15 protein-coding genes are annotated in these 12,488 nt (G+C 71.2%); 7 read left to right on the forward strand and 8 right to left on the reverse strand.

Annotation, left to right across the window (positions count from 1 at the left end; genetic code table 11):
• The first annotated feature begins 46 nt into the window (after positions 1-46).
• Both CPH93_RS02460 and CPH93_RS02465 read left to right on the forward strand, forming a co-directional pair.
• Positions 47-1,102: an NAD-dependent epimerase/dehydratase family protein gene (locus tag CPH93_RS02460; RefSeq protein WP_096211786.1), complete on the forward strand. Its 1,056-nt coding sequence runs from the start codon at positions 47-49 to the stop codon at positions 1,100-1,102.
• A 68-nt stretch (positions 1,103-1,170) separates the two neighbouring features.
• On the forward strand, positions 1,171-1,389 hold the full coding sequence (locus tag CPH93_RS02465; RefSeq protein ID WP_173909699.1) for a hypothetical protein: 219 nt from the start codon (positions 1,171-1,173) through the stop codon (positions 1,387-1,389).
• A 78-nt stretch (positions 1,390-1,467) separates the two neighbouring features.
• On the opposite strand, the gene CPH93_RS02470 is transcribed toward CPH93_RS02465, so the two are convergent.
• Complete coding sequence (locus tag CPH93_RS02470) at positions 1,468-3,105, reverse strand: alpha/beta hydrolase (RefSeq protein ID WP_096211787.1); 1,638 nt, start codon at positions 3,103-3,105, stop codon at positions 1,468-1,470.
• Between the two features lie 666 nt (positions 3,106-3,771).
• On the opposite strand from CPH93_RS02470, the gene CPH93_RS02475 reads away from it, so the two are divergent.
• The 4 genes from CPH93_RS02475 to CPH93_RS02490 all read left to right on the forward strand — a co-directional run bounded on the left by CPH93_RS02475 (position 3,772) and on the right by CPH93_RS02490 (position 5,950).
• Positions 3,772-4,155, forward strand: a complete 384-nt coding sequence (locus CPH93_RS02475) for a hypothetical protein (RefSeq protein ID WP_006608029.1) — start codon at positions 3,772-3,774, stop codon at positions 4,153-4,155.
• A 42-nt stretch (positions 4,156-4,197) separates the two neighbouring features.
• Entirely contained in the window at positions 4,198-5,046 is an 849-nt protein-coding gene (locus tag CPH93_RS02480) for a hypothetical protein (RefSeq protein WP_096211788.1), read from the forward strand.
• A gap of 70 nt (positions 5,047-5,116) precedes the next feature.
• Positions 5,117-5,497 carry a roadblock/LC7 domain-containing protein gene (locus tag CPH93_RS02485; RefSeq protein WP_006608031.1) on the forward strand — a complete coding sequence of 127 codons (381 nt, stop codon included), beginning with the start codon at positions 5,117-5,119 and terminating at the stop codon, positions 5,495-5,497.
• A gap of 78 nt (positions 5,498-5,575) precedes the next feature.
• Positions 5,576-5,950, forward strand: a complete 375-nt coding sequence (locus CPH93_RS02490) for a hypothetical protein (protein ID WP_006608032.1) — start codon at positions 5,576-5,578, stop codon at positions 5,948-5,950.
• Positions 5,951-5,965: 15 nt separating this feature from the next.
• Here the strand turns inward: CPH93_RS02490 and CPH93_RS02495 are convergent, their stop codons facing one another.
• The 6 genes from CPH93_RS02495 to CPH93_RS02520 are packed head-to-tail and all read right to left on the reverse strand — an operon-like array spanning position 5,966 to position 10,657.
• The gene (locus tag CPH93_RS02495; RefSeq protein WP_096211789.1) at positions 5,966-6,844 is read right to left on the reverse strand and encodes an urease accessory protein UreD; all 879 of its coding nucleotides are present in this window, start codon (positions 6,842-6,844) and stop codon (positions 5,966-5,968) included.
• Positions 6,841-7,536 (reverse strand): urease accessory protein UreG, encoded by a 696-nt coding sequence (gene ureG, locus CPH93_RS02500; protein WP_093487625.1) that lies wholly within the window; start codon positions 7,534-7,536, stop codon positions 6,841-6,843. Before ureG ends, CPH93_RS02495 begins: the two co-directional genes overlap by 4 nt.
• A gap of 57 nt (positions 7,537-7,593) precedes the next feature.
• Positions 7,594-8,268: an urease accessory protein UreF gene (locus CPH93_RS02505; RefSeq protein WP_093487623.1), complete on the reverse strand. Its 675-nt coding sequence runs from the start codon at positions 8,266-8,268 to the stop codon at positions 7,594-7,596.
• Between the two features lie 43 nt (positions 8,269-8,311).
• The gene (locus CPH93_RS02510) at positions 8,312-10,033 is read right to left on the reverse strand and encodes an urease subunit alpha (protein WP_096211790.1); all 1,722 of its coding nucleotides are present in this window, start codon (positions 10,031-10,033) and stop codon (positions 8,312-8,314) included.
• The gene (locus CPH93_RS02515; protein WP_096211791.1) at positions 10,026-10,337 is read right to left on the reverse strand and encodes an urease subunit beta; all 312 of its coding nucleotides are present in this window, start codon (positions 10,335-10,337) and stop codon (positions 10,026-10,028) included. Before CPH93_RS02515 ends, CPH93_RS02510 begins: the two co-directional genes overlap by 8 nt.
• A gap of 17 nt (positions 10,338-10,354) precedes the next feature.
• Positions 10,355-10,657 carry an urease subunit gamma gene (locus CPH93_RS02520; protein WP_006608038.1) on the reverse strand — a complete coding sequence of 101 codons (303 nt, stop codon included), beginning with the start codon at positions 10,655-10,657 and terminating at the stop codon, positions 10,355-10,357.
• 532 nt (positions 10,658-11,189) lie between these two features.
• Here CPH93_RS02520 and CPH93_RS02525 point away from each other — a divergent pair.
• Positions 11,190-12,134 carry a M28 family metallopeptidase gene (locus CPH93_RS02525; protein ID WP_096211792.1) on the forward strand — a complete coding sequence of 315 codons (945 nt, stop codon included), beginning with the start codon at positions 11,190-11,192 and terminating at the stop codon, positions 12,132-12,134.
• A 39-nt stretch (positions 12,135-12,173) separates the two neighbouring features.
• Here the strand turns inward: CPH93_RS02525 and CPH93_RS02530 are convergent, their stop codons facing one another.
• The gene (locus tag CPH93_RS02530; protein WP_096211793.1) at positions 12,174-12,488 is read right to left on the reverse strand and encodes a type II toxin-antitoxin system Phd/YefM family antitoxin; all 315 of its coding nucleotides are present in this window, start codon (positions 12,486-12,488) and stop codon (positions 12,174-12,176) included.

A 12,488-nucleotide genomic window follows, 5' to 3' on the forward strand; every position in this document is an offset into this window, starting at 1 on the left:
GGCGAACCGTCCGGCGGCCGCCGCCCCTCCTCCGTAGGGTCCCCGTATGACCTCAGGCAGCGCAGTGGTGATCGGGGCGAGCGGACAGATCGGGCGTGCGGCGGTGCGGGCCCTGGCGCGGGACGGCTGGGCGGTGACGGCCGCGTCCCGGCGCGGCGGGCGTGCTGACTCCTGGCCCGCGGAGGTCCGTTCGGTGGCGGTGGACCGGGAGGACGACGCGGCGCTGGCCGGGCTGCTCGGCGAGGGCTGTGACGTGCTGCTCGACTGTGTGGCCTACGGTGCCGCGCACGCCCGGCAGTTGACCGGCCTGGCGGACCGGATCGGTTCGGCCGTGGTGATCTCCAGCGGCGCGGTGTACGAGGACGACCGGGGACGCAGTTTCGCCACCCAGGGGGAGCCCGACGGCTTCCCGGCCTATCCGGTGCCGCTCCCCGAGACCCAGCCGACCGTGCCGCCCGGCGACGCGGACTACGGCACCCGCAAGATCGCCCTGGAGCAGGCACTGCTGGCGCAGGGCGACCGGCTGCCGGTGACGCTGCTGCGGGCCGGGGCGATTCACGGTCCGTACAGCCCGCTGCCGCGTGAGCTGTACTTCGTCAAGCGGGTGCTGGACGGGCGGCGGGTGCGGGTGCTCGCCTACGGCGGCAGCAGCCGTTTCCATCCGGTGCATGTCGCCAACCTCGCCGAGCTGGTCCGGCTGGCCGCCCGTCGGCCGGGTTCGCGGGTGCTCAACGCGGGCGATCCGCAGGCGCCGACGGTCGCCGAGATCTCCGCGGCGGTGGATGCGGCGATGGGGGCGCCGCCGAGCGAGATCGTCGGGCCGGCCGGTGCCCCGCCGTCGACCGGGGTCGGCAAGACACCGTGGACGACACCGCACCCCATCGTCTACGACATGACGGCGGCGGAGCGGGAGTTGGGCTACCGGGCGGTGACGACCTACGAGGAGTCGCTGCCGGAGACGGTGGCGTGGCTGGCCGACCAGATCAAGGGGCGGGACTGGTGGGAGGCATTCCCGCTGATGGCCGGCCTCTACCCGGACGAGGAGCTGTTCGGCTATGCGGCCGAGGACCGCTGGCTGGCCGGCCGCGGCGGGCAGGGCTGAGGAGGTGACAGGGAAGGCAGCCTCACGGCGGGGCGGCGCCTGGCCGCGACGGGCGGGGCCCGCTCGCCGTGCTGAATTTCGCCTCGGCACGCAACCCCGGCGGTGGCTATTGCCTGGGCTGCGCAGTGTTCCGTAATGAACCGGCCGAGGTGGCAGCGGCGTTCGCGGGCGCCCTGCTGGCCGGTGGCCGGTTCGCCGGCTGGTTCGACCGCATCGTGTTCGCCGTGCTGGACCGCCGCGAGGACTCTCCCACCAGGGCCGCCTTCGCCGAGGTGTTCGCGGGGTGAGCGAGGCGGGCCGACAGCCCGCACATGCGACAGGGGCGGCCGGGAAGATCCCGGCCGCCCCTTTTCTGCCGTGACGGATCAGGGTGCGGACAGAAGGTCGGCGACACTCTTGGCAGCGGCCTTGGCCGTCGCGTTGCCCGGCTGGGGCGTGGCGTGCGGAGCGCAGGTCACGTCCTTGGGGTCGGTCTTCCCCTCCAGGAAGTACGCGTCGACCCGCTTGTTGATGCAGGGGTTGACCTCGCCGGTGACACCGTGCGATCCGGCGTCCCGCTCGGTGATCAGGCGGGAGCCCTTGAAGCGGCGGTGCAGGTCCACGGCGCCGCCGTACGGCGTGGCCGCGTCACGGACGCTCTGTACGATCAGCACGCTCGGCAGGCCCTTGCCCGTCTTGACGTCGACCGGGCGCTGCTGCTTGGCCGGCCAGGTGGCGCAGGGCAGGTTCATCCATGCGTTGGACCAGGTCATGAACGGTGCCTTGGCGTGGATACGGGTGTTGTCGCGGTCCCACGTACGCCAGTCGGTGGGCCACTTGGTGTCGGTGCACTCGACGGCCGTGTAGACGGCGTTGCCGTTCTCCGAGGCGATGTTGCCCGCGGTGTCCTTGAGGTTCGGACCGGCGTTCTCGACCAGCGGCTTGCTGTCACCGGAGCGGTACGCGCTCCAGACCTCGGCCACCGTGGTCCACATGGAGTCGTAGTACGGCGCGTTCTGGAAGAAGCCGGTGAGCTCGGCGGGGCCGACGACGCCGCCGATCGGGTTCTTCTTGGCGGTCGCCCGCAGCTTGTCCCACGCCGCCTGGACCTTCTGGGGGGTGTCCCCGATGTGGTAGGCGGCGTCGTTCTTGGCGACCCACTTCTTCCAGTCGCCCCAGCGGGTCTCGAAGGCGATGTCCTGGTCGAGGTTGGCCTGGTACCAGATCTTCTCGCGGGAGGGATCGACGACGCTGTCGACGAGCATCCGGCGGACATGGCCCGGGAAGAGCGTCCCGTACACGGCGCCCAGGTAGGTGCCGTAGGAGACGCCCAGGTAGTTGAGCTTCTTCTCACCGAGCGCGGCACGGATCACGTCCATGTCGCGGGCGGTGTTCGACGTCGTCATGTACGGCAGCAGGCCGTGGCTGCGCTCGGCACAGCCCTCGGCGTACTCCTTGGCGAGCTTGCGCTGGGCGCGCTTGTCCGCCTCGCTGTCCGGCACCGGGTCGGCCTTGGGCGCCTTGACGAACTCCTGCGGGTCCATGCAGGAGATCGGCGCGGAGTGCCCCACGCCCCGGGGGTCGAAGCCCACGAAGTCGTACGCCTTGGCGGTCTTGGTCCAGAGCGGGTTCTTGGTGGTGATGCGGTTCGGGAACTTCATGCCCGATCCGCCGGGACCGCCGGGGTTGTACAGGAGGGAGCCCTGGCGCTCCTTCTTGCTGCCGGTGCTGACGGCCCGGTCGACGGCGATCTTGATGGTGCGGCCGTTGGGCTTGGCGTAGTCGACGGGGACCACGACATAGCCGCACTGGATGGGTGACTTGAGGCCCCAGTCGGCGGGGCACTCCTGCCAGTGGATGCCCTTCTTGGCGGCGCGCGCGGCGGCGGTCTGTACGCCGTGCGCCTCGGCCGAGCCGCTCCGGTGCCGCTCACCCGCGGTGGCGGGCGTGGCAGATATCGCTCCGGCGAGGAGCGCTCCGGTCACCAGGGTGCCGGCGGCGCCGAGCGCTGCTGATTTTCTCACGTGGTCAATTCCCCCTGCATGGTGCGCCACTCGTGGCGGCGTTGATCACAGGCTTACAGAGGGATCCTGACGGGTGGCGTGCCCGGTTGAACAGGCTGGACCCGCAATTCTTTACCAAGCTGTAGGTATCCGGCCGCTCCGGCTCCGGTTCACCGGGGGCGCACGGGAGCCGTTCGGCCGCGCACGCCTCCCCCGCCGGGCTCCCCCGGCGCCCCCGGCAGCGGGTCCCCTGCGCCAAGATCCACCGGCGAGTGGCTGGGACGTCGCTGTCGAACGGCTGGGGGATCGCAGGGGAACCCCACCATTCCGGCCAGGATCGTCGGCGAAGGATCACCGCCCTTAGCCGCTCCCGCCGTACCACCGGAGCCGTCAACTTGGGGGGAATACCGCGCAATTGACCGAGCGAGAGCAGTGCAGGGACCAGGGTCGGTGTCCGCGGCAAGGCCTCAACGCCCCTGTTCACCTGGCCGGTTGATGGCCGGCGCGTGGGCCGTCGGAGGGGGCACGGAGGGGCGAGAATACGTCAATTGCCGTAGACCTGCCCGTGAGGCATGTGCCAGACGCACCCCTTCAGTAACCTTCCGTGAAGGCTCTCCCACTCACCGCCACGGGAGGCCTTCGGCGTTTTCGCGCCCCACGACCGAATCGTCCCGAAGGAGATCCGAAGTGCCGGGTATCGATCAGGTGTTGTTCCGAGCCATGGGGATCCCGGGCGTGCTCGGCGCCGGACTGATCGACTGGACCAGTGGTCTGACCCTTGGCACGGCGGGGCAGGCGCCGCACGGCGACCACGACGCGGCCGCCGCCGACACCGCCGATGTGGTGCAGGCCGTCACGCGCAATGCCACCTTCGACACCGCGGGCACCGGCGGTCCGGCTCTGGAGGACCTCATCATCACGGCCGCGGGCAGCTACCACCTCATCCGCTTCGTGCACACGGCCTTCGACAGCCAGACCTATCTCTACCTCTGGCTGGACCGCTCCCAGGCCAATCTCGCCGTCGCCCGGCTCCGGCTGCGCGATCTGGCGGCGGAGCTGGTCGCGTCCTGACGGCGCGCTCCGCCACCTCGTACGAACGGTAAGGGAACCACCATGGGCCTGCCCATATCTCCTCCCCCGCCCGCTCCGGCCGGGCTGCTCGACCGGTTCGCCGCCGAACGCGTCACCGGCGCCCTCTCCGGTCCGCACGGCTGCTTCTACTTCCTCGACGGTGCGGTGTACTGCATAGAGAGCACCGCCGCTCCAGGGCTCGGCAGCCGCCTCACCGCGGCCGGCAAGGTCCCGCCGCAGGGCTGGGAGTACGCCGCCGAAGCGGCCGGGGACCGGCGCACCGGCGGCCGATTCCTGGTCGAAGAGGGCTGGTTGACGCAGGGCGAGCTGGAGATCTGCCATCTCGCCGCCCTGCTCGACGCGGCGTTCTTCGCCCTGCCGCTGCTGCCCGGGGCCACCTCCTTCACCCCCGGAACCGCGCACTGGCTGGGGGTCATACGCCCCGTCAGCACCGCCGCCCTCCAGCAGGCGACGGCCCGCCGCCGGGTGCTGCTCGACCGGCTCCAGCCCTGGGCAGCTGCCGACACCTCGCCCGTCATACCCGTCGGCACCCGCATACCGGCCGCCACCACCCGCCGCCAGCGACGGCTCCTGGACCGTGCCGACGGCCGGCACACCCCGTACGAACTCGCCCGCGTGCTGGGGGAGTCGGCGTTCGCGACGCTGCTCGACATCCGCCTGCTCGCCGCGGCCGGCCTGGTCCAGGTCCCCCCGCCTCCGACGCCGCTCCCCCGGCGACGCCCGGGCGCCTGCCTGGACGGGTCGCCGGCCCCCGCCGCCGGGTACACCGCGCCTGTCCGGCCGCTGCCTCTTCCGGACGTCTTCGATACGGCCGACCCGACCATCGCCCTCCTCGTCCGCCTGCGTACGGCGCTGGAGGAAGAACTGTGAGCTCTGCTGCGCGAGGCCGGTGCACCCCATGAGGCGCGTCATCAGAGGGCGCGTCAGGAAAAGGAGACTGATGACGATCGAACCCCGGATACGGGAGGAATTGCATACGTTGCGCGATCAAGTACGCCATTTCCAGGGCGGGATGGTGGCGAGCGTGGACGGCATGGTCATCGCCCATGATCTGCCGGACATCGAACCGGACGGCCTGGCCGCGCTCACCGCCGCGGCGATCGGGGTCGCCAAGCGCCTCACCGAGGCGACCGGACAGGGCGACTTCGAGGAATCCCTGACCCGGGGCGCCGACGGCTATATCGCGGCCTATTCGGCCGGCCGCCGCGCGGTGCTCACAGCCGTGGCGAGCCCAGACACCAATGTGGGACGGCTCCATCTGCAGGCCAGGAAGGCCGCGGAACGCATCGGCGCCCTCGTGGACACCCCGCCCCGCCGATAAGCCCCCACACACCGGCACCCCCGCAGGACCCCCGCACACCCGGCAATACCGTCAAGAAATCGAAAGGTCTGACCCTTCATGGCTCAAATGGAATCCGCCCTCTCCGACGCGATGTCGTCCATCGAGGGCGCCGTCGGCGTCGCCCTGGTCGACTACACCAGCGGGATGGCCCTGGCCGCGCTGGGCGACAACCAGGTACTGGACCTCAATGTCGCGGCGGCCGGCAACACCGATGTCGTACGCGCCAAGATGCGCACCATGGAGATGCTGGAACTCCAGGGCTCCATCGAGGACATACTCATCACCCTCACCGCGCAGTACCACATCATCCGCCCGGTGACCGGCAAGAGCGGCCAGGGCCTCTTCCTGTACCTGGTGCTGGACCGCAAGCGCGCCAACCTCGCGCTGGCCCGCCACCGCCTCGCCAAGGTCGAGGCCGACCTGGAGGTCTGACGAGGGGCGCCGCCGTCACCCGGCGGCGGCGCTCCGCACGGCCTCGTCCAGGAGGCGGCGCAACCGCAGCGCATCCGGGGCGACGGCCGTGGCCAGGGCCGCCGGGCCGGCGAGCGGCGCGAGCACCCCCTGGCCCTCGTCCGCCGCGGGTCGCTCGCCCGCCGCGCCACCGAGCAACCGCACATCCGCCGGCCGGTCGTCGAAGTCCGGTGTGACCACCAGGAGTTGGCCGACCGCCCGGTGTCCTCCCAGGACGGCGGAACCGTCCCAGCCGGGGACGCCGGGCCCGTAGGCCGTCTCCTGGTCGAGCAGGGTCCGGCCGGCCCGGCGGACGGTGAGCCGGCTGCGCAGCGCACCGGTCTCCTCGCCGCTGCGTCCCAGGACCTGCTCCTCGCGGAGTACCAGACGGGCGGTGGGGGCAAGTTCGACGGTGGTGGTCATCCGCAGGTCGCTGCCCGCCGCGGAGATCAGCGGCTCCGGCAGCCAGTCGAGCCGTGCGCCGTCGCCCACCGTCAACCGTACGTCGTAATGGGCGGGTTCTCCGGTACGGCCGGGCAGCGCGACGGTTGCGGCGGCGGCCGTGACGTGCAGCGCGCCGCCCGCCTCGACGGTGGCGTCGAGCCCCAGCCGGTCGCCGCCGAGCGGGGCGCTCATCGCGCCCACCACGCAGACCCGGGCCAGCCGGCCGGGCGCGCCGACGCGGCGCAGCGCGAACGGGCCGTCACCGTCGAGGACGGGCAGCCGGGTGACACCTCCCCCACTCTCGACTGCACTCGACCGGGAGGGACCCCCCTCGTCGAGCCGCGCGAGGATGCGGGCCGTGGCACGCAGTCCGGCGGCCGACGGGGCGAGCGTCCCCTCGGGCCGGGCCGATGTGTGGAGTGCGAGGGTCATGCGCGGCCCGCGGTCCAGTCGGCCAGCCGCCCGCGAACCCAGTCGGAGACCGGCTGCACGCCGTTCTCGGACGTCAGCGCGGTGAAGGCGACCGGCAGCTCGCCGCGCTGCGCCTTCGCATCGCGGGCCATGCCCGCCAGATCCACGCCGACGTACGGCGCGAGGTCGGTCTTGTTGATGACGAGCAGATCGGAGGTGGTGACGCCGGGGCCGCCCTTGCGGGGGATGTCATCGCCGCCGGCCACGTCGATGACGAAGATCTGGGCATCGACCAGGCCTTTGGAGAAGGTGGCCGTCAGATTGTCCCCGCCGGACTCGACCAGGACCAGGTCGAGGGGTCCGACCGCGTCCTCCAGGTCCTCCACCGCCTCCAGGTTGGCGGAGATGTCGTCGCGGATGGCGGTGTGCGGACAGGCGCCGGTCTCGACGGCGGAGATCCGCTCGGCGGGCAGGACGGCCTCACGGAGCAGGAACTCGGCGTCCTCGCGGGTGTAGATGTCGTTGGTGACCACGGCGAGGGACAGTTCGTCGCGCAGCGCACGGCAGAGCGCGGCGACGGTGGCGGTCTTGCCGGTGCCGACCGGCCCGCCGAGACCGATGCGCAGCGCGCGCCGGGTTCCGTCGGGGCGCTTCGGCCCGGCGGCGCTGTAGGTGTGCCGCTCGGGGAAGGTTTCCTTGTGGTCGAGGTGCATGGTCACTCCGTGGTTCGTACGGCCAGGGGCGCGCGGGGCCGGCAGGGGCCGGCGGGGTCAGGACGCGAAGAGTCGCACCGGCCAGGCCGCGTGCTGTTGAGCGGTGATGTCGAGCAGCGGCGCGGAGGCGGCGGGCAGCGCATCGGTCCCTTCGGCGAGGACGCGCTCCGCGGCGTCCGCGCCCTGCTGGGCGACCCGGTCGACGTCGGCGGCGAGGCGGGCGAGCACGGCGGTGGCGTCGAAGGGGTCCAGGCTCAGCAGCCGGACGGCCGCGCCCGCCGGACCGCTGATGCTCTCGTAGGCCACGGCGTGCGCGGCATCCAGCGGCGCCAGGCCCGCGGACCGGGCGGCCAGGCCCAGCACGACGGGCTGGTGCGCGCCGCGCGGACGGGCCGCGGCGAGCGCGTCGAGCGCGGCGCTCGGCCAGGTCGCGCGGGCGGCCCGCATCATCTGCCGGCCGAGCCGCCGGGCAACCTGCCGCAGCGCCGGTACGGGCGTCCGGGCGTCGGCGGCGTCATCCAGGAGGAGCGGGTCGTGGCCGGCGGCGGCCGCGGCGGCGAGGCCGGCGGCGACCAGGCCGGCGGTGTGCAGCCGGCCCCGGCAGAAGGTCTCCAGGGTGGCGGCGTCGGTGATGCGCCCCGCGGTGACGGCCGGTTCGGCGCCGCCCGAGTGGGCGTGCCCGCCGGCGGGGAACCGGCCGTCGGCGAGGACGAGCAGCGCGGCGCGGCTCATCGGTGGTCCGGGTCGTTCATCGGGATGTTCCATCGGCGCCCCATCAGAAGAGGAAGTACCGCTGGGCCATGGGGAGTTCGGCGGCGGGGGTGGGTTCGACCACCTCGCCGTCGATGGTCACCGTGAAGGTGTCGGGGTCGACCTGGACCCGCGGCAGGGCGTCGTTGTTGCGCATATCGGCCTTGGTGACGCCGCGGGTGGAGCGGATCGCCTCGTAGCGCTTCGCCAGCGGCAGGCGTTCGGGGAGCCCGTCGTCGAGGGCCTGCGAGGAGACGAAGTTGACCGAGTTGCTGCCGGGCGCCTTGCCGGTGGCGCCGAACATCGGGCGGGGCAGCACCGGCTGCGGCGTGGGGATGGACGCATTGGCGTCGCCCATCTGCGCATACGCGATCTGGCCACCCTTGATGACCAGCTGCGGCTTGACGCCGAAGAACGCCGGGTCCCACAGGACGAGATCGGCAAGCTTGCCGTCCTCGACGGAGCCGACGAGATGGTCGATGCCCTGGGCGAGCGCGGCGTTGATGGTGTACTTCGCGACATAGCGGCGGGCGCGGTGGTTGTCCGCACCGCCGTCGCCGGGCAGGCTGCCCCGGCGCCGCTTCATGACGTGCGCGGTCTGCCAGGTACGCAGCACGACCTCGCCGATCCGGCCCATGGCCTGGGCGTCGGAGGACATGATCGAGATGGCACCGAGGTCGTGCAGGATGTCCTCGGCGGCGATGGTGGAGGGCCGGATCCGGGATTCCGCGAAGGCCAGGTCCTCGGGGACGGCCGGGTTGAGGTGGTGGCAGACCATCAGCATGTCGAGGTGTTCCTCGACGGTGTTGACGGTGTGCGGCCGCGTGGGGTTGGTGGATGCGGGCAGCACGTTCGGCTCGGAGACCATCGCGATCATGTCGGGGGCGTGTCCGCCGCCGGCGCCTTCGACATGGAAGGCGTGGATCGAGCGGCCGGCGATGGCCGCGAGGGTGTCACCGAGGAAGCCGGCCTCGTTGAGGGTGTCGGTGTGGATCGCGAGCTGGGCGCCGCTCTCCTCGCAGACGTTCAGACAGGCGTCGAGGACGGCCGGGGTCGCGCCCCAGTCCTCGTGGATCTTGAAGCCGAGGATGCCGGCCCGCAGCTGGTCGCGCATCGAGGCGAGGGAGGTGGTGTTGCCCTTGCCGAGCAGTCCGACATTGACCGGCAGGGAGTCCATCGCCTCGAACATCCGGGCCACATGCCAGGCGCCGGGGGTGATGGTGGTGGCCTTGCTGCCCTCGGCCGGTCCGGTGCCGCCGCCGACGAGCGTGGTGACGCCGGAGGCCAGCGCCTCGTCCGCCTGCTGGGGGCAGATGAAGTGGACGTGGGTGTCGATGGCGCCGGCCGTCAGGATCTTGCCGTTGCCGGCGATGATCTCGGTCTCGGGTCCGATGACCAGGTCGGGGTGGACGCCGTCCATGGTGTCGGGGTTGCCGGCCTTGCCCAGGGCGGTGATCCGCCCGTCGCGGATACCGACGTCGGCCTTGACGATGCCCCAGTGGTCCAGCACGACCGCGCCGGTGATCACGGTGTCGGGGGTGCCCTCGGCGCGGGTGGCGCGGGACTGCCCCATCGATTCGCGGATCACCTTGCCGCCGCCGAAGACGGCCTCGTCACCGGCCCGGCCGGGCCCGCCCGAGCGGTCCTCGGTGATCTCGATGACCAGGTCGGTGTCGGCGAGCCGGATCCGGTCGCCGGCGGTGGGGCCGAAGAGGTCGGCGTACGCCTGACGGGTCAGCTCAGCCATCGAGAGTGCCTCCGGTCTCGCCGCGCAGGCCCTCGACGATCCGCTTGCCCCCGATGGGGATGAGCTCGACCTCGGTCGGGATGCCGGGCTCGAAGCGCACGGCGGAGCCGGCCGCGACGTTCAGCCGCTTGCCGTGCGCGGCCGCGCGGTCGAATTCCAGGCCGGGATTGGCCTCGGCGAAGTGGTAGTGGGAGCCGACCTGCACGGGGCGGTCGGCGGCGTTGAGGACGGTCATACGCGTACGGGGGAGGCCTTCGTTGAGGCGTACCGGTTCGTCGGCGTGGAGGATCTGTCCCGGGATCATCTTCGGCGCTCCCGCGGTCAGTTGATGGGTTCGTGGACGGTGACGAGCTTGGTGCCGTCGGGGAAGGTGGCCTCGACCTGCACGTCGTGGATCATCTCGGGGACGCCCTCCATGACCTCGTCGCGGGTGAGCACCTTGCGGCCGGAGGACATGAGCTCGGCGACCGTACGGCCGTCCCGGGCGCCTTCGAGGATGTGCACGGTCAGCAACGCGATCGACTCCGGGTGGTTCAGCTTCACTCCCCGCGAGCGGCGCTTTTCGGCCACGTCGGCCGCCACATGAATCATCAGGCGTTCCTGCTCATGCGGGGTCAGTTGCATACGTTCCACCTCACGGTCTTCCTGCCCGGACACATTCACCCAGGTCACAGGCGTGGGCACACCTGTGTCGATAGGTGTACCACCCAGCAATTAAAGGAGGAGCAAACCGACTTCCAGCACTTGGCCATCAAGAGCCCCACGTCAGGAGAGTAGTTCGGCGGGATTTCGTCGGCGTTACAGCCAGGGACGCGTCGGCGTCCTTTCATACGGCCGACGTAACAGTGCGGAAGCACGCCGCAGCACGGCGCCGCCATCGCCCCGCCGGGGACGAGCGCGCGCCCCACAACCCCCGCCCCTTCCCCTGCGGCGCATGTGACCCGGTGGCGAAATCCACCCCTTACCGGCCGCGCCCGACCACGGAACAGATGGTTCCCACGCACCACGAACCGCCATCAACCGCACCTAACGGATACACCCCGCTCGGCGAACGCGCCTGTCCGATATGCGCTCTTGACGGTTGGCAAAGTGATCGCAATTCTCATGTGCGCGTCAAAACGCTCCGCACCATCCCCCCACACCTGGAGCTCATATCGTGAAAAATTCGGCACGAATACGCCGGGCCGCGCTGGCCACGGGCGCCGCGACCGCCCTGGCCGCCACCCTCTTCACTGCGGCCGGCGCCTACGCCGATCCCGCCCCGGCCGAGGCCCCGGACATCGACGTCAAGGCCGTCAAAGGCGACCTGGACCAGCTGCAGTCGATCGCCGACGCCAACGGCGGCAACCGCGCCCACGGCAAGGCCGGCTACAAGGCGTCCATCGACTACGTCAAGGAAAAGCTGGACAAGGCCGGATTCACCACCAAGGTCGAGGAGTTCGACAACGGCGGCGCCAAGGGCTACAACCTCGTCGCCGACTGGAAGGGCGGCGACGAAAGCAAGACCGTGATGGCCGGCGCCCATCTGGACTCGGTCCCCGCCGGCCCCGGCATCAACGACAACGGCTCCGGCTCGGCGGGCATCCTTGAGGTCGCCCTCGCGGTCGCCAAGTCGAACCTCAAGCCCACCAAGCACCTCCGCTTCGCCTGGTTCGGCGACGAGGAGGACGGCATGGTCGGCTCCAAGGCCTATGTCGACAAGCTCGGCGCCGACAAGTCGAAGATCGACTCGTATCTGAACTTCGACATGATCGGCTCCCCCAACCCGGGCTACTTCGTCTACGACGACGACACCCGCCTGGAGAAGGTCTTCAAGGACTGGTTCGCCACGAAGAACATCGCCACCGAGAAGGAGACCGAGGGCGACGGGCGCTCCGACCACGCCGCCTTCAAGGACGCCGGCATCCCGGTCGGCGGCCTGTTCTCCGGCGCCGACTACATCAAGACCGAGAAGCAGGCGAAGGCCTGGGGCGGCACGGCGGGCAAGGCGTTCGACGCCTGCTACCACCAGTCCTGCGACACCTCGAAGAACCTGGACGACAAGGCGCTGGACAACAACACCGACGCCATCGCCCACGCGATCTGGGAGCTCAGCTCCTGAGCCACCCGCACCAACCCGCGGTCGGCTCCGGCTGACCCCTCAGTGCCCACGACCCGGCCGCCGATCCCCGGCAGCCGGGTCGCGGTGTTCCGCGGCGATCCCGAACCGCCGCCGTTCGCCCGGAGCGGACGGGAGCTGCCGTACGGCCGAGACCGTACTGATCACCTGCTCCTCCTCCGCGTCCTTCTCGCGCCGCCCCAGCTCTTCGAGAAGCTGCAGGTCAGCGGCGGATACCAGGGCCACCAGCGGCTTGCCGTGGCGGGTGACGACCACCCGCTCACCGCCGTAGACGACTCGGTTGATCAGATCCGCCAGCTCCGCCCGGGCTTGCGTCACCGGAATTTCGTAGGCCAT

Origin of the sequence: Streptomyces sp. 2323.1, assembly GCF_900221035.1 — a bacterium.
Lineage (GTDB): Bacteria > Actinomycetota > Actinomycetes > Streptomycetales > Streptomycetaceae > Streptomyces > Streptomyces sioyaensis.

Bases quoted from the DNA above. Each gene is read 5' to 3' on its own strand.
- CPH93_RS02495 (WP_096211789.1), bottom strand. From the start codon at position 6,844: ATGACCCTCGCACTCCACACATCGGCCCGGCCCGAGGGGACGCTCGCC.
- CPH93_RS02530 (WP_096211793.1), bottom strand. From the start codon at position 12,488: ATGGCCTACGAAATTCCGGTGACGCAAGCCCGGGCGGAGCTGGCGGAT.
- CPH93_RS02505 (WP_093487623.1), bottom strand. From the start codon at position 8,268: ATGAGCCGCGCCGCGCTGCTCGTCCTCGCCGACGGCCGGTTCCCCGCC.
- CPH93_RS02480 (WP_096211788.1), top strand. From the start codon at position 4,198: ATGGGCCTGCCCATATCTCCTCCCCCGCCCGCTCCGGCCGGGCTGCTC.
- CPH93_RS02460 (WP_096211786.1), top strand. From the start codon at position 47: ATGACCTCAGGCAGCGCAGTGGTGATCGGGGCGAGCGGACAGATCGGG.
- ureG (WP_093487625.1), bottom strand. From the start codon at position 7,536: ATGCACCTCGACCACAAGGAAACCTTCCCCGAGCGGCACACCTACAGC.
- CPH93_RS02520 (WP_006608038.1), bottom strand. From the start codon at position 10,657: ATGCAACTGACCCCGCATGAGCAGGAACGCCTGATGATTCATGTGGCG.
- CPH93_RS02515 (WP_096211791.1), bottom strand. From the start codon at position 10,337: ATGATCCCGGGACAGATCCTCCACGCCGACGAACCGGTACGCCTCAAC.
- CPH93_RS02485 (WP_006608031.1), top strand. From the start codon at position 5,117: ATGACGATCGAACCCCGGATACGGGAGGAATTGCATACGTTGCGCGAT.
- CPH93_RS02510 (WP_096211790.1), bottom strand. From the start codon at position 10,033: ATGGCTGAGCTGACCCGTCAGGCGTACGCCGACCTCTTCGGCCCCACC.
- CPH93_RS02490 (WP_006608032.1), top strand. From the start codon at position 5,576: ATGGCTCAAATGGAATCCGCCCTCTCCGACGCGATGTCGTCCATCGAG.